Origin of the sequence: Sphingomonas sp. (genome assembly GCF_042095875.1) — a bacterium.
GTDB lineage: Bacteria > Pseudomonadota > Alphaproteobacteria > Sphingomonadales > Sphingomonadaceae > Sphingomonas.
Genome location: NZ_JBELMJ010000001.1, coordinates 1 through 20,117, shown reverse-complemented (window position 1 = coordinate 20,117; position 20,117 = coordinate 1). Strand labels below are relative to the sequence as shown.

Below are 20,117 nucleotides of genomic sequence, written 5' to 3'. Positions count from 1 at the left end.
CGCATGATCCTCGTGGTCGACAATTACGACAGCTTCACCTGGAACCTGGTCCATTACCTGATGGAACTGGGCGCTCAGGTGCAGGTGGTGCGCAACGACGCGCTCTCCGCCGCCGACGCGCTCGCCAGCAACGCCACCGGTTTCCTGATCTCTCCGGGCCCCTGCACCCCCAACGAAGCCGGGATCAGCCTCGACCTCGTCGCCGCCTGCGCGGAGGCGCGGCGTCCCTTGCTCGGCGTGTGCCTGGGGCATCAGGCGATCGGCCAGCATTTCGGCGGCACCGTGCGGCGCGGCGGGTTGATGCACGGCAAGACCTGCCCGGTCGAGCACGACGGCACCGGGCTGTTCTCGGCGCTCCCCTCGCCCTTCACCGCCACGCGCTACCATTCGCTGATCGTCACCGACGTACCCGACAGCCTCGTCGTCAACGCGACCGCCGCCGACGCGTCGGTCATGGGGCTGCGCCACCGCGAGCTGCCGATCCACGGCGTGCAATTCCACCCGGAGAGCATCGCGACCGAGCACGGCCACGACCTGCTCGCCAATTTCCTCCGCATCGCCGGCGTACCCACCACGGCGCGCGCATGACCAGCTTCGCGCAACTGCCCGACCCCAGTTCGCCGCTCAGCCGGCAGAGCGCGGGCCAGGCTTTCTCCGACATCCTCGACGGCCACGCGAGCGAAGAGGCGATCGCCGAGTTCCTCGTCGCGCTCTCGATCCGCGGCGAGACCAGCCTGGAGATCGCCGAGGCCGCGCGTGCCTTGCGCGAACGCCTGATCCCGATCACCGCGCCGCCGGGCGCGATCGACGTCTGCGGCACCGGCGGCGACGGGCAGCACACCTTGAACGTCTCCACCGCGGTCAGCCTGGTCGTCGCCGCTTGCGGCGTGCCCGTCGCCAAGCACGGCAACCGCGCCGCCTCGTCGAAGGCGGGCGCCGCCGATACGCTCGAATCGCTCGGGCTCGACATGGACCGCGCCGGCGCGCAGGCGGAGGCGACGCTCGCCGACCTCGGCATCTGCTTCCTGTTCGCCGCCAATCACCACCCGGCGATGAAGCGCATTACCCCGATCCGCCGCCGCATCGGGCGCCGCACGATCTTCAACCTGATGGGCCCGCTCGCCAATCCTGCGCACGTCACGCGCCAACTGATCGGCATCGCCCGCCCCGACTACGCGCCCGTCTACGCCGAGGCGCTGGCGCAGCTCGGCAGCGAGCGCGCATTCGTCGTCTCCGGCGAGGAGGGATTGGACGAGATCTCCGGCGCGGGTGCGACCGTCGTCGTCAGCGTCGGTGCCGCCGCCCTGCCCGCTCGGATCGTGCCGGAGGACGCGGGCGTGCCCCGCCATCCGACCAGCGCGATCCGCGGCGGCGACGCGGCGTTCAACGCGGTCGCGCTGCGCCGCCTGCTCCTCGGCGAGCACGGCCCCTACCGCGACGCGGTGCTGTTGAACGCCGCCGCCGCGCTCGTGCTCTCGGGCACACAGACCGCGCTCCCCGACGCCGCCGCGCGCGCGGCCGAGGCGATCGACCGCGGCGACGCGAACGCGCTGCTCGACCGCTGGATCGCCTATTCATGACCATCCTCGACCAGATCATCGCCACCAAGCGCGAGGAAGTCGCCGCGCGCAAGGCATCGTCGACTCGCGCCGATCTCGACGCGCGCATCGCCGACCAGTCGCCGCCGCGGGGCTTCCGCGCCGCGCTCGACCGCACCGCCGCCGCGGGCCGACACGCGTTGATCGCCGAGATCAAGAAGGCCAGCCCGTCCAGGGGCCTGATCCGCCCCGACTTCGATCCGCCCGCGCACGCGCGCGCCTATGCCGCGGGCGGCGCGACCTGCCTGTCGGTGCTGACCGACGAGCGCTATTTTCAGGGCTCGGACGCCTACCTCCAGGCCGCACGCGCCGCCTGCGACCTGCCCGTGATCCGCAAGGACTTCACGATCGACCCGTGGCAGGCGATCGAGGCGCGCAGCCTCGGCGCCGACGCGATCCTGCTGATCGCGGCCGCGCTCGACGACGTGCTGCTCGCCGAGTGCGAGGCCGCCGCGATCGAAGTCGGGCTCGACGTGCTGGTCGAGGTTCACGACGCGCACGAGATGGCGCGCGCCGCGCGGCTGCGCTCGCGCCTCATAGGCGTCAACAACCGCGACCTGCGCGACTTCACCGTCGACTATCGCCGCACCTACGACCTTGTCGCGCACGCCCCCGCCGGCTGCACCTTCGTCGCGGAGAGCGGGCTCACCACCCGCGCCGACCTCGACGCGATGGCCGAGCACGACATTCGCTGCTTCCTGATCGGCGAGGCATTGATGCGCCAGCCGGACGTCGAGGCCGCGACCCGCGCGCTGGTCGGATGAGCGACCTCACCCACCTCGACGCCGACGGCGCCGCGCACATGGTCGACGTCGGCGACAAGGACGTGACCAGGCGGGAGGCGACCGCGACCGGCCGCGTCGCGATGTCGGCCGAGGCGGTCGCCGCGATCCGCGCCGGCGCGCTGAAGAAGGGCGACGTGATCGCGGTCGCGCGCGTCGCGGGCATCATGGCGGCGAAGCGTACCAGCGACCTCGTGCCGCTGTGCCATCCGCTGCCGATCACCCGCGTGTCGCTCGACCTCGACGTCACCGACGCCGGCGTCATCGCCACCGCGACCGTCCGCACCGACGGCAAGACCGGTGTCGAGATGGAAGCGCTCACCGCGGTCTCGGTCGCGCTGCTCACCGTGTACGACATGGCAAAGGCGATCGACAAGGCGATGATCCTGCACGATATCCAGGTGGTCGCGAAGAGCGGCGGCCGCTCGGGCGACTGGCAACGGTGAGCGGCTTCGGTGACCCGGCGATCGTGCCGTGGCGGACGACCGCGCGCGAGACGCTGATCGCCGACCGCTGGCTCACGCTCCACGCCGACACCTGCGTGACCGCCGACGGCGCGACGATCGCGCCTTACTACGTCACCGACTATCCCGATTGGGCGCTGATCGTCGCACTCGACGACGCCGACAACATCCTGACGATCGAGCAATACCGCCACGCGCGCGGCATCGTCTCGCTCGAGCTGCCCGGCGGCGGCGTGGATGCGGACGACGCCGACCTGCTCGCCGGCGCCCGCCGCGAACTGCTGGAGGAGACCGGCTGCGTCGCCGAACAATGGGAGCTGGTCGCCTCGCTCAGCCCCAACCCTGCGCTCCACACCAATCGCTGCCACGCGGTGCTCGCGCGCGGCACCCGCCGCGTCGCCGACCCGCACGACGAGCCGAGCGAGCGCGTTCGCCGACAATGGATGCCCGTCGCCGAGGTCGTCCGCCGCGCGATGGCGGGGGACATACAGCAGGCTGTCCACGTCGCCGCGCTCGCGATCGTGCTCGGCCGCCTCGACCGCTGGATCTCCGCATGAGCCTGCTCCCGATCGACGAGGCACAGGCGCGCGTCCTCGCGCTCGGCACCCCGGCCGAGCACGAGGAGGTCGGTATCGGCGACGCGCTCGGCCGCTGGGCGGTGCGCCCCGTCGTCGCCGCGCGGACGCAACCCGCGCGCGACCTGTCGGCGATGGACGGCTACGCGATCCGCTTCGCCGACCTGCCCGGCCCCTGGCGCGTCGTCGGCGAGAGCGCGGCCGGCAAGCCCTTCCCAAGCTCCGTCGGCGCGGGCGAGGCGACGCGCATCTTCACCGGCGCGGCGATGCCGGAGGGCAGCGACACCGTGCTGGTGCAGGAAGAAGCGACGCGTGACGGCGACCGTCTGCTGCTCGCCGGCGAAGGCCCGCCGCACCTGTCGCGCAACGTCCGCCGCCGCGGCCTCGACTTCGCCGCGGGCGACGTGCTGGTCGACGCCGGCCAGCGCCTGACCCCCGCGCGCCTCGCGGTGTGCGCCACCGGCGGCGTCGCGCGCGTCACCGTCGCGCGTCCGATCCGCGTCGCGCTCGCCGCGACCGGCGACGAACTGGTCGAACCCGGTCACGCCGCCGACGCGGACGCGCTGCCCGAGTCCAACCGCCTGCTGCTGCGCGCGCTGCTCGCCGACCTGCCCGTTACTTTCGTCGATCTCGGCATCCTGCCCGATCGGCTCGACGTCCTGACCAACGCGTTCGCGCGCTTCGAGGCTGACATCCTGGTCACCACCGGCGGCGCGTCGGTCGGCGACCACGACCTAGTCCGCCCCGCGCTGGAGGCTGCCGGCTACGCGCTCGATTTCTGGCGCATCGCGCTCCGCCCGGGCAAGCCGATGCTCGCCGGGCGCCGCGACGCCACCGCCGTGGTCGGCCTGCCCGGCAATCCGGTATCCGCCTTCGTCACCGCGCTCCTGTTCGTCCGCCCGCTCATCGCGCATCTGTCGGGCGCGGCCGACCCGTTCCCCGCCGCGACCAGCGCGATCCTGGGCGAGCCGCTCGCCGCCAACGGCAACCGTACCGACTATCTGCGCGCCGAGCTGCGCGGCGGCCGCGCCTATGCCTCGACGATCCAGGACAGCTCGATGCTGCGCACGCTCGCGCGCTCGACCTGCCTCATCGTGCGCCCGCCGCACGCCCCCGCGGCTCAGGCCGGCGACTCGGCGGAAATCCTCGTGATCGCGTGACCGGTTCGCTTGACGGAACATCGAGCGTTCCTTATTGGTTCTTTATCTGTTCACCAAAGGAGCCGCGCGATGCTCACCCGCAAGCAGCATGAGCTGATTTGCTTCATCGAAGATCGGCTGGCTACCACCGGCGTGTCGCCGTCGTTCGAGGAAATGAAGGAAGCGCTCGACCTGAAGTCGAAGTCGGGCGTCCATCGCCTGATCAGCGCGCTCGAGGAACGCGGCTACATCCGCCGCCTCCCCAATCGCGCCCGCGCGCTCGAGGTGCTGCGCACTGCCGAGCGGTCGGACGGTCGCGCGCCCTCGCCCGACGAGCCGAAGCGCGACATGCCCGAACCCGCGAACGACGTGGTCGAGATCCCGCTCCACGGCCGCATCGCCGCCGGTGTCCCGATCGAGGCATTCGAGGGGTCGACCAGCCTGCCCGTGCCCGCCGCGCTGCTCGGCGTCGGTGAGCATTACGCGCTGGAGGTGTCGGGCGACTCGATGGTCGAGGCCGGCATCCTCGACGGCGACTACGCGCTGATCCGCAAGCAGGAGGTCGCTCGCGACGGCGAAATCGTGGTGGCGCTGATCGACGACAGTGAGGCGACGCTCAAGTATTTCCGCCACGAGGGTGCGATGGTGCGGCTCGATCCCGCCAATCGCGCCTATGATCCGCAGCGTTACGCCCCCGCGCAGGTCCGCGTTCAGGGTAAGCTGGCCGGTATTCTCCGCCGCTACGCGTGATCCACGGGTGCGCGTCGCCCGGCGCTTGCACCGTCACAACCTTTCGACCCGCGAACGTCACCGCCACGCCGCCGGTCCGCGACAGTTCGGCGCGGTCGAGCGTCAGCCAGCGCGCGTGGCAGCGGCGCGGCACGCGACGCTCGCTCACCACGATGTCGGCGCGTCGGCACAGCTCGATCAGCGCCCCCGCGGGCACCAGATAGCCGCTGCGCGTCGCGAGCAACCGGACGCGCCTGTCGCCCGCCGTCCGCTCGGCCCAGCACAAATCTGCGTTGCACCGCACTCCCGCTACCTCCGCCATCGCGCGCGGCTCCCCGTCCAATCCCGCATTCTCCGCCAACATGTCCCGCGTATAACCCCCCGCCCGCTCGCGCAGCAGCGACAAGCTCCCATCGTCGCCGCGCCACGCCAGATGCCGCCCGTCGCCGGTCACCAGCAGGTCGGGCGCGGGCGTCGCCAGACTCCACGCGGCACCCGCGACGATCGGCATCGCGCCGATCCAGCGCGCGCGCGTGCGCCACAGCGCGAGCCACAATCCCCCGCCCACCATCAGCGCGAACGCGGCCCGCGACATCGCCGGGATCGCGGTGACCGACCCCGGCGCGGCCGCGACGACGTGCGCGATCGACAGCAGCAGCGCGATCGCCCGGGCCGCGACCCACCACAAAGGCGCCCCCAGCCCAACCGCGTCGAGCAGCAGCGCCAGCGCCTCCAGCGGCATGACCACAAAGGTCGTCAGCGGGATCGCGACGATGTTGGCGAGCGCTCCGTACAGCCCCGCCTTGTGGAAGTGGAACACCGCGATCGGCATCAGCGCCAATTCGACCAGCACGCCGGTCGCCAGCAGCGACGCGCCCTCGCGCAGCACGCGCCGCCACCACGTCTCCTCGCGCTTCAGGAACAACGTCCGCGCGCGCGGATGCTCGTGCAGCGCCACGATCGCGGTCACCGCGGCGAACGACAGCTGGAAGCTCGCGCCCGCCAGCGCCTCGGGCCAGGCGAGCACCACCACCAGCGCACCGACCGCCACCAGCCGCAGCGTGACCGCCTCGCGCCCCAGCGCCAGCGCCGCCAGCACCATCAGCGCGGCGACGCAGCTGCGGATCGTTGGCACCTCCGCGCCCGTCAGCCAGGTATAGCCGATCGCCGCCAGCGCCGCCGCCCCGCCTGCCAGTAGCGGCACCCGCCCGGTCAGCGCGAGGCGCGGCGACGCGGCGAGGACGCGCATTGCCAGCCACATGACCAGCCCGACCACCGCGGTGATGTGCAGTCCGCTGACCGACAGCAGATGCGCGAGCCCCGCGCGCCGCATCGCCTCGGCATCGTCCTCCGAGATCGCGCCGACGTCGCCCGTCGCCAGCGCCGCCGCGATCCCACCGACGCTCCCCGACAGCCGCTGCTCGACGTGGCGGGTCAACCGGGTCCGCACGCCCTCCCCGCGCGTCGCCGGCTGAGCGATCACCTCTACCCCACCGATCGCGCGCCCGGTCGCGCCCAACCGCTCGAACCAGGCGACCCGCGCGAAGTCGTACGCGCCGGGCACCGCGGGCGGCGCGGGCGGCATCAGTCGCGCCTTTAACCGCACGCGCGTCCCCGCGATCACGCGCGACGGCATCTCGTCGGCCGACACGTTGACCCGCACGCGCGCCGGCGCATCGGCGCGCGCCACGCCGTCCCACGTCGCGACCTCGATCCACAACCGCGTAAGATCGCGCGCGGGCAGTGGCTGCACGCGCCTGACCTGTCCCTCGATCCGCACCATCGCGGGCCGGGCGAGCACCGGCGCGCGCACCGCTTCCGCCCGCCACCACATCAGCGCCAGCCCGATCGCGAAGCTGATCGCCGCGGTCGCCAGCACCGCCGCGAGGCGCCCGCCGCGCGCGCCGGCCATCGCGCCACCCGCCACCGCGCCGCTCAGCAGCAGCGCGATCGTCCACCCGCGCGGGTCGGGCAGCACGAACCACGTCGCCACCCCCGCCCCCAGCATTGCCGGCAGCCATAGCACCAGCTGGTGCCGCTCCGCCTCTAGCCAGCCCTCCAACGCGCTTGGCCACCCCGCCGCGATTTGAAGCGACGCTCGTGCTTTGCTAGGGGCGGTCGCGGCTGAACTGGCCATCACTTCATCCACAGCCTGGGAGCAAGCGCGCTTGAGCGCAACCACCAACTCCGACACCGCGCCTGCGCGAACAGTAGTCACTCGTTTCGCCCCGTCGCCGACCGGTTTCCTCCACCTGGGCGGCGCGCGCACCGCGCTGTTCAACCTCCTCTACGCGCGCCACCACGGCGGCACGTTCAGGCTGCGGATCGAGGATACCGACCGCGCGCGCTCGACCGAGCCGGCGATCCGGGCGATTCTGAACGGCATGCGCTGGCTCGGCCTCGATTGGGACGGCGACGAGATCTATCAGTTCGCCCGCGCCGATCGCCACGCCGCCGTCGCGCACCAGATGATCGAGCACGGCCACGCCTATCGCTGCTACATGACGCAAGCCGAGATCGACGCGATGCGCGCCGAGGCGCAGGCGGCGAAGAAGCCGCTGCGCATCCGCTCGCCGTGGCGCGAACATTCGGGGCGCACCGACGGCCCCGCCGACCAGCCCTTCGTGGTTCGCCTAAAAGCTCCGACTGAGGGTGCGGTCACGATCAACGACCAGGTGCAGGGCGCGGTCACCGTCCAGAACGCCGAGCTCGACGACATGGTCCTGCTCCGCTCCGACGGCACGCCGACCTACATGCTCGCGGTCGTCGTTGACGATCACGACATGGGCGTGACTCACGTTATCCGCGGCGACGATCACCTCAACAACGCGTTCCGCCAACTGCCGATCTACCGCGCGATGGACGCGATCGAGGGCGGCTGGCCCGATCCGGTCTACGCGCACATTCCACTGATCCACGGCGCCGATGGTGCCAAGCTGTCGAAGCGCCACGGCGCGGTCGGGATCGAGGCGTACCGCGACGAACTCGGCATCCTGCCAGAGGCGCTCGACAACTACCTGCTCCGGCTCGGCTGGGGCCACGGCGACGACGAGATCATCGCCCGCGACGACGCGATCCGCTGGTTCGACCTGTCGGGCGTCGGCAAGAGCCCGTCGCGATTCGACCTGAAGAAGCTCGAGAACCTGAACGGCCATTACATCCGCGCCGCCGACGACGCGCGGCTCGCCGGCCTGGTGGCGGACAAGCTCGACCTCGCACCCGGCGACCCCGGCCGCGCCAAACTCGAAACAGCAATGCCCGCGCTGAAGCCGCGCGCCGCCAACGTCAACGAGCTCGCCGACGGCGCCGCCTTCCTCTTCGCCCAGCGCCCGCTCGCCGTCGACGAGGCCGCCGCCCCGCTCCTCGCCGGCGACGCGCCCGCGCTGCTCGCGCGGCTCCACGCGGCGCTTGACGCGCTGCACAACTGGGATACGGAGAGCGCCGAGGCCGCGGTGCGGCAGGTCGCCGAGGACGCGGGCGTCAAGCTCGGGCAGGTGGCCCAGCCGCTGCGCGTCGCACTAACCGGACGCAAGACGTCGCCGGGCATCTTCGACGTACTCGTCCTTCTAGGACGTGACGAGAGCCTAGCGCGGATCGCGGATCACACACCCGCCAACGGGGCCTGACAGGAGACGATCATGACCGACAAAGCCACCTTCGATCTGGCGGGCAAGAACTTCGACTATCCCGTGCTCTCCGGCTCGGTCGGCCCCGACGTGGTCGACATCCGCAAGCTCTACGGCCAGACCGGCGCCTTCACCTACGATCCCGGCTTCACCTCGACCGCGTCGTGCCGGTCGGAGATCACCTATATCGACGGTGACGAGGGCGTGCTGCTCCACCGCGGCTACCCGATCGGCGAGCTGGCCGAGCAGTCGAGCTTCATGGAGGTCGCCTACCTCCTGCTGAACGGCGAGCTGCCTTCGGCCGACGAGCTTGACGGCTTCACCCGCACGATCAGCCGCCACACCATGGTGCACGAGCAGCTGGCGACCTTCTTCCGCGGTTTCCGCCGCGACGCGCACCCGATGGCGATCATGTGCGGCGTCGTCGGCGCGCTGTCGGCCTTCTACCACGATTCGACCGACATTCACGATCCGCAGCAGCGCGTCATCGCGTCGCACCGCCTCATCGCCAAGATCCCGACGATCGCGGCGATGGCGTACAAGTACAGCGTGGGGCAGCCGTTCCTCTACCCCGACAACTCGCTGTCCTACACCGGCAACTTCCTGCGCATGACCTTCGGCGTGCCGGCGGAGCCTTATGAGGTGAACCCGGCGGTCGAGCGTGCGATGGACCGCATCTTCATCCTCCACGCCGACCACGAGCAGAACGCCTCGACTTCGACCGTCCGCCTCGCGGGTTCGTCGGGCGCGAATCCGTTCGCGTGCATGGCAGCGGGCATCGCCTGCCTGTGGGGTCCGGCGCACGGCGGCGCGAACGAGGCCGCGCTCAACATGCTGCACGAGATCGGCACGCCCGACCGCATTCCCGAGTTCATCGCGCGCGCCAAGGACAAGAACGACCCGTTCCGCCTGATGGGCTTCGGCCACCGCGTGTACAAGAACTACGACCCGCGCGCGACCGTGATGCAGAAGACCGTGCGCGAGGTGTTCGAGGCGCTCAACGTGTCCGACCCCGTGTTCGAGACCGCGCTGCGGCTGGAGGAGCTCGCGCTCTCCGACGATTACTTCGTCGAGAAGAAGCTGTTCCCGAACGTCGACTTCTACTCGGGCGTCATCCTGTCGGCGATCGGTTTCCCGACCAGCATGTTCACCGTGCTGTTCGCGCTGGCGCGCACCGTCGGCTGGGTCGCGCAGTGGAACGAGATGATCACCGATCCCGACCAGAAGATCGGCCGCCCGCGCCAGCTCTACACCGGTCCCACGCAGCGCAGCTACGCGCCCGTCGGCGAGCGCTGAGCCGGATGCGACGGCTCCGGCCGGTCCTCCTCGTCCTCGGCGTGTTCTGCACGCTGATGGGCGCGCTGTGGATCGGCCAGGGCCGCGGCCTCATTCACTGGCCCGCATCGAGCTTCATGATCGACCAGCAGGTCTGGGCCGACTACGGCGCCGCCCTCGCGGTCGCCGGGCTGCTGATGATCCTGCTGGCGCGACGACTGCGGCGGTAGCGCCGGTCAAGGCTCGCACGTCGTCATCGCACCATCGCATTTAGCCGACACCGCCCGCCGCCAGTTCTCAACTGACGAACATTGGAAAAGTCTGCGTGTTGAGCGGTCTTGTCGCGCTCCCGCACATGCTGCACCTTCAGCCCGCAAACGTCAGTCCGGGGGGACACATGCGGGATTATGCGACAATATCGCTGGCCGACGCGCGGCGTGACTATCTCGCTACCATTACCACCGGCATGCCGATCGCGGGCTTCATCGCGTGGAGCGCGCTCGCAATCGCCGCCTTTCTCTCGGCGACCGCTTGCCGAGCTTCGCGCCCTTCATCGCCGCAGCCATCCCGTTTCCGCTTTCCCTGTTGATCGACAAGGTTCGAGGACAGTTGGGTATACAAGCAGACAGTCGACGTAATTCCGTGACTCAATTGTTCATGCGGTTTGTCACCGTGGTCGCGTTGCTCATATCGTTCGTCATCATCGCGGCTCAAGCAGCCGGCAACCTCGACCTTCTGATCCTTGGTCTGGCCATCCTGGCTGGGATGGTGTGGGTGCCTCATGGGTGGGGAGCGGATGATCCTGCTGGATTCACTCACTTCGTGATGCGTGCAATTCTCTGTTACGCAGCCTACCTGTTCGTTCCGCATGAGCTACGCGCGGCAGCCATCGCTGGTGCCGCCGCACTGACCTACGTTTACGCCGTCGCGGCGATGAGGAAACCGTCGAGCGTCAGATAGCTAGTCGAGCTTTCGAAGCATGAACGGCCAGAGTGACGATCGCTAAGCTGCTGCGTAACGAACTAGGGCCTTCAGTTGTACAACGTTGGCACCGCCATTTCTGTTACGTCCCCGCCGGCAACCACAGCAGGAACCGCGCGCCCGCGCCCTCCGCGCTGTCGACCGTCAGGTCGCCGCCCATCGCGCGCGCCAGCCGCCGCGCGATGTACAGCCCGAGGCCGCTGCCTCCCGCCTCACTCGCGTCGACGCGCTCGAACTTCTCGAAGATGCGCGCCTGGTCGGCCTCGGCGATGCCCTTGCCCTGGTCGGCAACGATCACCACCGCGCGGTCGCCCTCCCGCTGCGCGCGCAGCCAGATCGTCGCGCCCTCGGGCGAGTAGCGCACCGCGTTGCCGAGCAGATTGACCAGGATCTGCAACGTGCGCCGGAACTCGCCGCGCGCGGGCAGCGCTTCGTTCAACCCCTCGCGATCGATCGTCACGCCCGCATTCGCCGCGCGCACCTGCAACAGTCCCGCCGCGCGCCGGACCACGTCGGCCAGGTCGATCGCGTCGTCCTCGACCGTGAAATCGTCGCGCTCGATCGCTTCCAGGTCGACCAGGTCGTCGACCAGCCCCAGCAGATGCCGCCCCGCGCTCGCGATGTCGGCGGCGTAATCGACGTAATGCGGGTCGAGCACGCCGTCCTGCCCGGCGTTGATCGTGTCGGCATTGGCGACGATCCGCCCGAGCGGCCCGCGCAGCACCTGATCGAGCCGCGCGTTGAACGTCTCAGCCACCGGCTCCACCGCCGGCTCGTCGACCAGGTAGGTGCCGCCGACGAAGCCGTCGAACCCGCCCAGCGCGTCGCGGCGGACCGATGCCGCCAGCGTGACGCGCACCCCCGATTCACGGATCGTCGCGCCCTGCCGGTCGAAGTCGACCCGCTCCGCCACCGCGTCGAGGATCGCGACATTGCCGTCCGCGTCGGGCTCCATCGCGAACAGCCGCGTCAGCGGGCGCGACAATGCCGCCACCGCGTCGAAGCCGTGGCGCGCGCCCGCCTGCTCGTCGATCCGCGTCACGCGCAGCTCCGAGTCGACCTCCCACTGCCAGTCGGCGCCCGGCGGCGGCGGCAGTGCGGCCACCGTGTTGGGGCTGGTCGGCGTGCGCCACGCCGGCCGCTCGCGCAGCACCGATACGGCGAGCGAGGTCCCGCCGTCGCCCGGCGTCGCCTTGATCCAGCAGTCGAGGTCGATCTCGCCGTCGGCGATCGTCACCCCGCGCGAGATCAGGATGCGCAACCGCCGCGCCAGCCGCACCAGCGTGTTGAACTGCGGCACCGCCAGCACGTGCCCGCGGCTGCCGCCCGCGCGCTCGTTGATCGCGGAGAAACCCTCGTCGGCGTCGATCAACCGGTCCTCGCGGTCGAGCCGCGCGTGCAGGATCAACTGCTCGCTCACGCGCGGTGATCCACGGCGGCGCTACCCATCGACAGCGCACGCACCGCCTGGCGAAAGTCGCGCGTCAGCATCAGCGGCGCGATCACCGCGCCGGCCTTGTCGGGCGCGACCACCGCGGCGGCGTCGATCGCGTCGGGCAGCGCTTCCACGTCGCGCGTCCGGTCCGCCTCGCCAAGTGCCCAGCCGATCCGCGCCAGCACGTCGCGCTCCATGCCCAGCGCCCGCAGCGCGATCCACAACCGCTCGCCATCGGGTTCCAGCGTCAGCGCGCGCGCTTCGTCCATCTCGATCCCCAGCGCGTGCGCCAGCAACCCGGCGAACAGCGCCAGCCGCCCCTCGGTCAACGCTTCCAGCAGCAATCCCGGCAGCCGATCGACATCGGCGTCGATCGCGGCCGCCAGCCGGTGCGCCGCGACCATCGTCCCCGCCGCGCCGTCGAAATGCGCGATCCGCTGCATCGCCGCGTCGACCAGCGCGCGATCGGCCGTCGCGGACACGCCGCTCAACCGCTCGCGCAGCGCCGCCGCCACCCACCAGACGAGCTGGTGGTGCAGTTCCGCGGGCAGCTCGGCGCGGCGCTCCTCGGCCGGCGCGCGGCGCCGGCTGTCGGCGAGCAGATACTCGATCGCGGCATCGCGCACCATCGCGTCCTCCGCGTCGCGCAGCCGCGCGAGCAGCCCGGTCGCCACGCCCGGCGCGCGATTGGCGACCAGCGCCTCGTCGATCAGGTCGACCCGCGCCTGCGCGACGACCTCGTCCATCAGCGCGCGCTCGCGCAGCAGCCCCGAATCGATCAACCGCGCGAAGACGCCGGAATTGCCCGTCACCACCGCCTTGGCCGCCTGCGCCTCGCCGCGGCTGGCAAGCAGGCGCGCCGCCGCCTCGCCGACATCGCGCTCGAACGCGGTAACGCTCGCTTCGATCAGCGCGCCGATCAGCGCGCGCGCGCGGTCGTCCAATCGGTCGTGCTCGTCGCGGAAGAAATCCTCGATCGCGGCGGCTAGCCGCCGGCTGGCGCGCCGCTCGGCCGCCGCGGCGCGCATGGCCAGCGCGGCCTCGGCATCGGCGGGCGTGGACGGGGAAGGAGGCGACATGGTGCCTGCGTGTAGCCAGCCTTCGTTAAAGCGACGCTAAGCCTGCTGCCGCAGCGCCTCGACCGCCGCGGCCAGCGTGGCGCTCGCGTAGGCCGCGCCCGCCGCCAGCGCCGCCACCGGCACGCCCAGCACGACACCGATCGTCAGCACCAGCAGATAGGCGGGCGCGCTGCCCCACCACGTCCGCCGCGCGCCCGGGCGGGTCGCCCGCTCCGCGATCGCGCCCGCGACCAGCAGCTGCACCGCCAGCAGCAGCGCCGCGCTGCCCAGCCCCTGCCCCAGCAACAGCGCCGCGACTGCCGGAGCGCCCAGCACCGCGACGCGCACCCCGCGCTCGACCGCCGCCTCGTCGCGGAACATCGCCAGCGCACCCGCCAGCTCGGCGACGATCACCGCGAGCAGCACCGCGAGCAATCCCGACACCCGCCACCCCGAATAGAGCGCGGCGAGCCCGACCACGCCGACCGCGCCGCCCGCGCCCGCCACCGCCAGCGTCGCCACGCCGCGCCGCGCTATCTCGGGCACCGCCAGCCGCGCAATCGGACGCAGCACCGTGCGATCGAACCAGCTCGGCCGCGCCGCCATCGACGCCGCCAGCACCGCGCGCCCGCGCTGCTCCAGCAAGGCAGCGCGGTGCTCGATCCCGTGGCCCTGCCGCGTCTGCTCGGGCGCCAGCTCGACCCGCTCGGCGCGCGCCTGCGCCAGCACGTGGAGCAGCGTCGATTGCAGGTCGTAGTCGGCCGGCATCGCCGCCGCCTCGCCGAGCCGCCGCGCGTCCATCCGTGCCAGCCCGGCCCAGGCGACGCCCCCGCCGATCCGCTCGAACTCGCCGTTCGCGGCCTGCTCGGGCACCACCAGCAATGTGTCATCGCGCTCCTCGGCCAGCGCGCTCACGACCGATTCGGTGGTGACCAGCCCGTCCGCGATCACCAGCACGCGCGCGAGCGGATGCAGCTTGCCCAGCGCGTCGCCCGCGCTGCGCACCGCATCGACCGCGACCCCGCGCTTGCCGATCCGCGCCAGCGCCCCGATCAGCTCGGGCGTCAGCCGCGACACGATCACGACGATCTGCGACGCCCCCGCTGCGATTGCGGTCCGCGCCTGATACTCGATCAGGGTCGCCGCCGCGAACGGCAGCGTCGCCGTCAGCGTGCCCGGGCGATCATGCGCCTCACGTGTCGCGAAAAGCAGGCCAGCCAGCATCCGTGGCTGTTAGGGCGGCGTCATGGTCGCCGCAACCCGGCCCGCAACGCGGGCTCGGCGCGCGCGGTGCTACAATCGCTCGACGTTGCGCCGGAGCAGCCGCAGCGCGCGCGCGTCGCCGACCGGCGCGTCCAGCGCTTCTCCGGCGAGCGCCGCCAGCCGCACCGCGCCGAAACTCGCCGCCAGCCCGCGCAGCTTGAGCAACCGCTCGCTCCACTGCTCGGCGTCGCGCGCCAGCGCGATTGCGTCGAGCGCGGTGCGCGCGCTGTGGCTGAACGCCGCGCGCAATTCGGCGATCAGCGCGGGATCGTCGCCCACCGCCGCCGACAATGCTTGATCGATCGCTCCGGGATCATAGGCCATGGCGGCTTGGTTAACACCGTCTGGTTAACGCCGCGTTGGCGCGCGTGCGCACGCCCCGTCGCGAACCGCTTTCGCGTGGCGCCAAACGTGGTAAGCCGATGCCATGAACGGGGGGCCGTCGATCATCGGTATTCGTGTGTCCGAGGGCATGCAGCAGCGCGCGGGGCTCGACCATGAGCACGACGCGCCCGTCGCCGCGCCGCCGGAGCGCTGGGACACGCACGACGCCGCGCCGGCCGAGCCGCTCGCCGAGCCGGCGCCCGCGTGGCGCGCCGCGCTGCTGTGGGTGCTCGTCGGCGCGGCGCTGCTGTGGGTTGCGGCGCTGGTCGCGCTCGCCTGGGGCCGCGTCTCCGCGCCGGTCGAGATCGCGCAGATCGCCGCCGCCGCGCTCGTCGGGCCGATGTTCGCCGGCATCGTCTGGCTGCTCGCGCTGCGCACCAGCCGCGCGGAGGCGCAGCGCTTCGGCGCCAGCGCGCGCGCGATGCGGCTGGAGGCGGAGGCGCTCGAATCGACCGTCGGCGCGCTCGGCGCGGTGATCGACCAGCAGCGCGCGCAGCTCGCCGAGCAGGTTCGGATGCTCGCCACCACCGGCGACGCCGCGACCGCGCGGCTCGCGGCGATCGGGCGCGGGCTGTCGGAGGAGATCGACCAGGCCGACGTCCACGCCCGCGCGCTCGCCGACGCCGCGGGCAACGCGCAGTCGAGCCTGTCGACGCTGCTCAACAGCCTGCCGCACGCGCAGGCCGAGACGCTCGCGCTGACCGAATCGATCGACCGCGCCGGGCTGTCCGCGGGCGAGCGCGCCGCCGCGCTCGACGCGCAGATCGCCGCGCTCACCGCGCGCGGGCGCGAGGCGGAGACGGTCGCGGGCGGCGCCGCGGAGAAGCTCGCCGCGCACATCCGCCGCATGGAGGCGACCAGCGAAACCGCCGGCGCGCGGCTCGAATCGGTCACCTCCGACGCCGCCGGCGCGGTCGACGCGCTGCTCGACCGAACCGCCAGCGCGATCGACGAATCGCGCAAGGGGATCGCCGCGCAGGGCGAGGCGATGCTCGCGCTGATCGGCACCAGCCAGGTCGCGCTCGACCAGGCCGCGCGCGAGAGCGCGGAAGCGCTCACCCAGCGGATCGAGCTGGTCGAGATGGTAATCGAACGGATCGCGCGCCGCCTCGACGCGCAGCGCGGCGTCGGCGAGGAATTGTTCACCGCGCTGGAGGACAGTCTCGGCCGCAACGAGCGCCGGATCGAGGCGCTGCACCTGAGCGGTACCGAGCGGTCGCAGCAACTCGCCGCCTCGATCAGCGCGCTGACCAGCTCGGCCGAGGCGATGGGCGGCGCGCTCCAGGCCGGCGACCAGCTCGCCACGCGCACCATCGCGACCACCGAGACGCTGCTGACTGCGCTCGACGCTGCCACGCGCGAGATCGACGAGACCCTGCCCGAGGCGATCGACCGGCTCGACGCGCGCATCGTTGCCAGCCAGTCGGTGGTGGTCGCCGCGCGCCCCGAACTGCTCGCGCTCGTTACCGCGGCGGAGAGCACGCACGACGCGATTGAGGCGATCGCGCAGGTCATCGCTGAGCAGCGGCGTACCGTTGACGCGCTGACCGGCACCCTGCTCGACGCGCTCACCACCGGGCGCGCCAAGGCCGATGCGATCGGCCACACCGTCGACGAGGCGACCGAGCGTGCGCACCGCTTGGCCGAGGACGCCGCACCACGGCTGATCGAGGCACTGATGCGCGTGCGCGACACCGCCGCCGCCGCCGCCGATCACGCGCGCGACACGCTGGCGAACGTCATTCCCGAGGCGGCCGAGGCGCTCCAGGCGGCGAGCAACGACGCGCTCCACCGCTCCGTCACCAACGGCGTCGAGGCACAGATTGCGCAAGTCTCCGCCGTCGCCGAGACCGCGGTCGAGGCCGCCGCGCGCGCGACGCAGCGACTGGAACAGCAGATCGCGATCATCGACGCCGCCGCCGCGCGCGTCGACACGCGCCTCGCCGAGGAGCAGCAGCACCGCGACCGCGTCGAGCAGGACAGCTTCGCGCGCCGCGCGTCATTGCTCATCGAGCAGCTAAACTCCGCCTCGATAGACCTTACCCGCACGCTCGCGCCCGACGTGTCGGACAGTGCGTGGGCAGCCTATCTGAAGGGCGACCGCGGCGTCTTCACCCGCCGCGCGGTGCGCCTCCTCGACGCCGCCGAGCAGCGCGACATCGCGCGCCTCTACGACGACGAGCCCGCCTTCCGCGAGCAGGTCAACCGCTACATCCACGATTTCGAGGCGATGCTGCGCACCATCCTAACCCAGCGCGACTCATCGCCGCTCGGCGTGACGCTGCTGTCGTCCGACATGGGCAAGCTCTACGTCGCGCTGGCGCAGGCGATCGAGCGGCTGCGCTGACGCTGTCCTACAGGCGAGCGTCAGGGTAGGAGGCGAGCGCTCTTTGACATCGCGCCCATCGATGCCGGACTTCGCCTGAGACGAGTAAACGGCATCGTTGAAGGAGGCTCGTGACAAGCCACAAACACCTCCGTCCCCCAGGGCTCAGTCCGGAGTCCCGCTTATCGGCGCGGGCAGGAGAAGGCAGCGGGATTCCATATCAAGTCCGGAATGGCCGCACCTTCATTCGATCGTGAACGTGCCAGCCAAAGCGCCCCGACCGCAGCAACGCTCGTTGGTGTGACCTTCGCGTGACCTTCCGCCCGCGCGCGAGCAGACTCAGCCCCACGCAGCACCGCGCGTTGGTGTGACCTTAGCCTCACCTTCCGCGCCTCAAACCGCGTTGGCCGCGTCCGCGTAGTCGAGCGACTGGGTGGTCACCCAGCCGAACTCGAAGTTGGCCATGAACAGCGCGAACAGCAACGTCGCGACGATCGTCGTGCGCACGACCACCTTCTTCAGCGAGAATTCGTGCGGTGAGCTCTCGGCGGTGCCCGGCACGTGCTCGGCCCCCGCCTCCGCCGAGGTTTCGACACCGAACGGGAGGACGAGGAAGACCGAGAACGACCAGAACAGGATGTAGATCGCCAGCATCGAGGTCCAGCGCATGATGCGTCAGACCTGCACGACGACCACGTCGATGACCGGCTTCTTGCCGGTCCAGCGCGTTGCGACGCGGCGCACCGCGAGACGCACCTGCTCGCGCAGCTTCTCGCGGTCACGCGGGCTCCCGCGCATCGCTTCGCTCGCCGCGGCGACCGCGTCCTCCAGGAACGCCTCGCGCTCCTCCTCGACCGGCACGCCCTGCACGCGCACGTCGGGCACGCCGCCCGCCCTACCATTGCGGTCGACCGCGATCCCGACCGAGATCTGGCCGTTGACCGCGATACGGCGACGCTCGTTGATCGTGCTGCCGTTCGACGGCAGGATCACGTCGCCGTCGAGCACCAGCCGCCCGACCGGCGCGTTGCCGATCTTCTCCGGCCCGTTCGGCGCCAGTCGCACGATATCGCCATCGGTCTGCACCAGCGCGCGCGAAATACCGTTCGACAGGCCGAAGCGCGCCTGCTCCTTCAGGTGACGCATCTCACCGTGCACCGGGATCAGCGCTTGCGGCCGCATCCACTCGTACATCGACTTGAGCTCGGGCCGGCCGGGGTGACCGGACACGTGGACGTGCGCCTGCTTCTCGGTCACCATCTCAACGCCCTTGGCGGCGAGCTGGTTCTGGATGCGGCCGATCGCCACCTCGTTGCCGGGGATCTGCTTCGACGAGAAGATCACCGTGTCGCCCTCGTCGAGCTTGATCGGGTGCGTGCCCTCCGCGACGCGCGCCAACGCCGCGCGCGGCTCACCCTGCCCGCCCGTCGCGATCACCAGCACCTTGTTGCGCGGCAGCCGCATCGCGGTTTCCGCGTCGATCAGGTTAGGCAGGTCCTTCAGGTACCCCGTCGCCTGCGCCACACGGATGATTCGGTCGAGCGAGCGGCCAGCCACCGCCAGCTTGCGCCCGGTCTCCTCCGCCACCTTGCCGAGCGTCGCAATACGCGCAGCATTCGACGCGAATGAGGTGACGAGGACGCGTCCCTTCGCCTTCGCCACCGTCTCGGCAATGCCACGGCGCACGTCCGCCTCGCTGCCCGATGCCTCGGCGTTGAACACGTTGGTCGAATCGCACACCAACACGTCGATGCCCTTGTCACCGATCGCGGACAGCTCCTCGGGTGTCGACGGCTTGCCGATCAGCGGCTTGGCGTCGATCTTCCAATCACCGGTGTGGAACACCCGCGCCGCCTTGGTCTCGATCACCAAGCCGTTCGCCTCGGGGATCGAGTGCGCGAGCGGCACCATCGTGATCTTGAAGGGGCCGACATCGAACGGCTTCTTCGCGTCGACCAGCTTGATCTTGACGCGGTCCTCGATCCGCTCCTCTTCCAGCTTGCCGCGGATCAGCCCGGCGGTGAACGGCGTCGCGTAGAGCGGCACACCCAAATCCTCGGCCAGATACGGCAGTGCGCCGATGTGGTCCTCGTGCCCGTGCGTCAGCACCAAGCCGACCAGATTGTCGATCTGTTCCTCAATGAAGCGCAGGTCGGGCAGGATCACGTCGATACCCGGGAAGCCCGCGTCGGCGAAGGTCACGCCGCAGTCGACCATCACCCATTTGCCGGCATGGCCGTACAGGTTGACGTTCATCCCGATTTCGCCCGATCCGCCGAGCGCGCAGAAAAGTAGTTCGTTGTTCTTCGGTGTCATTCTCGTCCTTCACGCGCCGCTCCGCCGCGACGCATGGTCGGACGGTAGCTGTAAAAGCGCGATGTTCGCTGTCTTCCGGGTAGCGGCCCCGGCGCCGATTTCGTCAGTTTATATGGGCGCGTTGCCACATGATCGCCAGCCCCTGGATCGTCAGGTCGGGCTCGAT

19 protein-coding genes and 1 pseudogene are annotated in these 20,117 nt (G+C 71.0%); 13 read left to right on the top strand and 7 right to left on the bottom strand.

The features are described 5' to 3' along the window. Nucleotides 1–3 precede the first annotated feature (3 nt). From ACFDS6_RS00100 to lexA, 7 genes are all read left to right on the top strand, one after another. On the top strand, nucleotides 4–588 hold the full coding sequence (locus ACFDS6_RS00100; protein ID WP_375270078.1) for an anthranilate synthase component II: 585 nt from the start codon (nucleotides 4–6) through the stop codon (nucleotides 586–588). Next, a complete protein-coding gene (gene trpD / locus ACFDS6_RS00095; RefSeq protein ID WP_375270077.1) occupies nucleotides 585–1,580 on the top strand; it encodes an anthranilate phosphoribosyltransferase in 996 nt (331 codons plus the stop codon). The genes ACFDS6_RS00100 and trpD overlap by 4 nt, the downstream gene beginning before the upstream one ends. Beyond that, nucleotides 1,577–2,362 (top strand): indole-3-glycerol phosphate synthase TrpC, encoded by a 786-nt coding sequence (gene trpC / locus ACFDS6_RS00090; RefSeq protein ID WP_375270076.1) that lies wholly within the window; start codon nucleotides 1,577–1,579, stop codon nucleotides 2,360–2,362. Before trpD ends, trpC begins: the two co-directional genes overlap by 4 nt. Then, nucleotides 2,359–2,826 carry a cyclic pyranopterin monophosphate synthase MoaC gene (moaC, locus tag ACFDS6_RS00085; RefSeq protein ID WP_375270075.1) on the top strand — a complete coding sequence of 156 codons (468 nt, stop codon included), beginning with the start codon at nucleotides 2,359–2,361 and terminating at the stop codon, nucleotides 2,824–2,826. The genes trpC and moaC overlap by 4 nt, the downstream gene beginning before the upstream one ends. Further along, entirely contained in the window at nucleotides 2,823–3,401 is a 579-nt protein-coding gene (locus ACFDS6_RS00080) for an NUDIX hydrolase (RefSeq protein WP_375270074.1), read from the top strand. The genes moaC and ACFDS6_RS00080 overlap by 4 nt, the downstream gene beginning before the upstream one ends. Further along, nucleotides 3,398–4,579 carry a molybdopterin molybdotransferase MoeA gene (locus ACFDS6_RS00075; RefSeq protein WP_375270073.1) on the top strand — a complete coding sequence of 394 codons (1,182 nt, stop codon included), beginning with the start codon at nucleotides 3,398–3,400 and terminating at the stop codon, nucleotides 4,577–4,579. Before ACFDS6_RS00080 ends, ACFDS6_RS00075 begins: the two co-directional genes overlap by 4 nt. 69 nt (nucleotides 4,580–4,648) lie before the next feature. Continuing rightward, nucleotides 4,649–5,308 carry a transcriptional repressor LexA gene (gene lexA / locus ACFDS6_RS00070; protein WP_375270072.1) on the top strand — a complete coding sequence of 220 codons (660 nt, stop codon included), beginning with the start codon at nucleotides 4,649–4,651 and terminating at the stop codon, nucleotides 5,306–5,308. A gap of 568 nt (nucleotides 5,309–5,876) precedes the next feature. On the opposite strand, the pseudogene ACFDS6_RS00065 reads toward lexA, so the two are convergent. Beyond that, a pseudogene (locus ACFDS6_RS00065) lies at nucleotides 5,877–7,199 on the bottom strand (ComEC/Rec2 family competence protein); the annotation flags it as partial. Between the two features lie 256 nt (nucleotides 7,200–7,455). On the opposite strand from ACFDS6_RS00065, the gene gltX reads away from it, so the two are divergent. The 4 genes from gltX (at nucleotide 7,456) to ACFDS6_RS00045 (ending at nucleotide 11,148) form a co-directional block, all read left to right on the top strand. Beyond that, nucleotides 7,456–8,913: a glutamate--tRNA ligase gene (gltX, locus tag ACFDS6_RS00060; protein ID WP_375270071.1), complete on the top strand. Its 1,458-nt coding sequence runs from the start codon at nucleotides 7,456–7,458 to the stop codon at nucleotides 8,911–8,913. Nucleotides 8,914–8,925: 12 nt separating this feature from the next. Then, nucleotides 8,926–10,209, top strand: coding sequence for a citrate synthase (locus tag ACFDS6_RS00055; protein WP_375270070.1), 1,284 nt, complete (start codon nucleotides 8,926–8,928; stop codon nucleotides 10,207–10,209). Nucleotides 10,210–10,214: 5 nt separating this feature from the next. Then, on the top strand, nucleotides 10,215–10,418 hold the full coding sequence (locus ACFDS6_RS00050) for a hypothetical protein (RefSeq protein WP_375270069.1): 204 nt from the start codon (nucleotides 10,215–10,217) through the stop codon (nucleotides 10,416–10,418). A gap of 259 nt (nucleotides 10,419–10,677) precedes the next feature. Beyond that, nucleotides 10,678–11,148 carry a hypothetical protein gene (locus ACFDS6_RS00045; RefSeq protein WP_375270068.1) on the top strand — a complete coding sequence of 157 codons (471 nt, stop codon included), beginning with the start codon at nucleotides 10,678–10,680 and terminating at the stop codon, nucleotides 11,146–11,148. 103 nt (nucleotides 11,149–11,251) lie between these two features. On the opposite strand, the gene ACFDS6_RS00040 is transcribed toward ACFDS6_RS00045, so the two are convergent. From ACFDS6_RS00040 to ACFDS6_RS00025, 4 genes are all read right to left on the bottom strand, one after another. Further along, on the bottom strand, nucleotides 11,252–12,589 hold the full coding sequence (locus ACFDS6_RS00040; protein WP_375270067.1) for a sensor histidine kinase: 1,338 nt from the start codon (nucleotides 12,587–12,589) through the stop codon (nucleotides 11,252–11,254). Continuing rightward, a complete protein-coding gene (locus tag ACFDS6_RS00035) occupies nucleotides 12,586–13,683 on the bottom strand; it encodes a DUF2336 domain-containing protein (protein ID WP_375270066.1) in 1,098 nt (365 codons plus the stop codon). Before ACFDS6_RS00035 ends, ACFDS6_RS00040 begins: the two co-directional genes overlap by 4 nt. 36 nt (nucleotides 13,684–13,719) lie before the next feature. Then, a complete protein-coding gene (locus ACFDS6_RS00030; protein WP_375270065.1) occupies nucleotides 13,720–14,886 on the bottom strand; it encodes a hypothetical protein in 1,167 nt (388 codons plus the stop codon). A 69-nt stretch (nucleotides 14,887–14,955) separates the two neighbouring features. Then, the gene (locus ACFDS6_RS00025; protein WP_375270064.1) at nucleotides 14,956–15,249 is read right to left on the bottom strand and encodes an Hpt domain-containing protein; all 294 of its coding nucleotides are present in this window, start codon (nucleotides 15,247–15,249) and stop codon (nucleotides 14,956–14,958) included. 103 nt (nucleotides 15,250–15,352) lie between these two features. Between ACFDS6_RS00025 and ACFDS6_RS00020 the strand changes: the two genes are divergently transcribed. Beyond that, nucleotides 15,353–17,656, top strand: coding sequence for a hypothetical protein (locus tag ACFDS6_RS00020; protein WP_375270063.1), 2,304 nt, complete (start codon nucleotides 15,353–15,355; stop codon nucleotides 17,654–17,656). A gap of 372 nt (nucleotides 17,657–18,028) precedes the next feature. On the opposite strand, the gene ACFDS6_RS00015 is transcribed toward ACFDS6_RS00020, so the two are convergent. Together ACFDS6_RS00015 and ACFDS6_RS00010 are read right to left on the bottom strand one after the other, a co-directional pair. After that, on the bottom strand, nucleotides 18,029–18,304 hold the full coding sequence (locus ACFDS6_RS00015) for a DUF1467 family protein (RefSeq protein WP_375270062.1): 276 nt from the start codon (nucleotides 18,302–18,304) through the stop codon (nucleotides 18,029–18,031). A 6-nt stretch (nucleotides 18,305–18,310) separates the two neighbouring features. Continuing rightward, a complete protein-coding gene (locus ACFDS6_RS00010; protein WP_375270061.1) occupies nucleotides 18,311–19,951 on the bottom strand; it encodes a ribonuclease J in 1,641 nt (546 codons plus the stop codon). Here ACFDS6_RS00010 and ACFDS6_RS00005 point away from each other — a divergent pair. Beyond that, on the top strand, nucleotides 19,935–20,117 hold a 183-nt coding region (locus ACFDS6_RS00005; RefSeq protein ID WP_375270060.1), incomplete at its 3' end, for a hypothetical protein. The genes ACFDS6_RS00010 and ACFDS6_RS00005 overlap by 17 nt on opposite strands.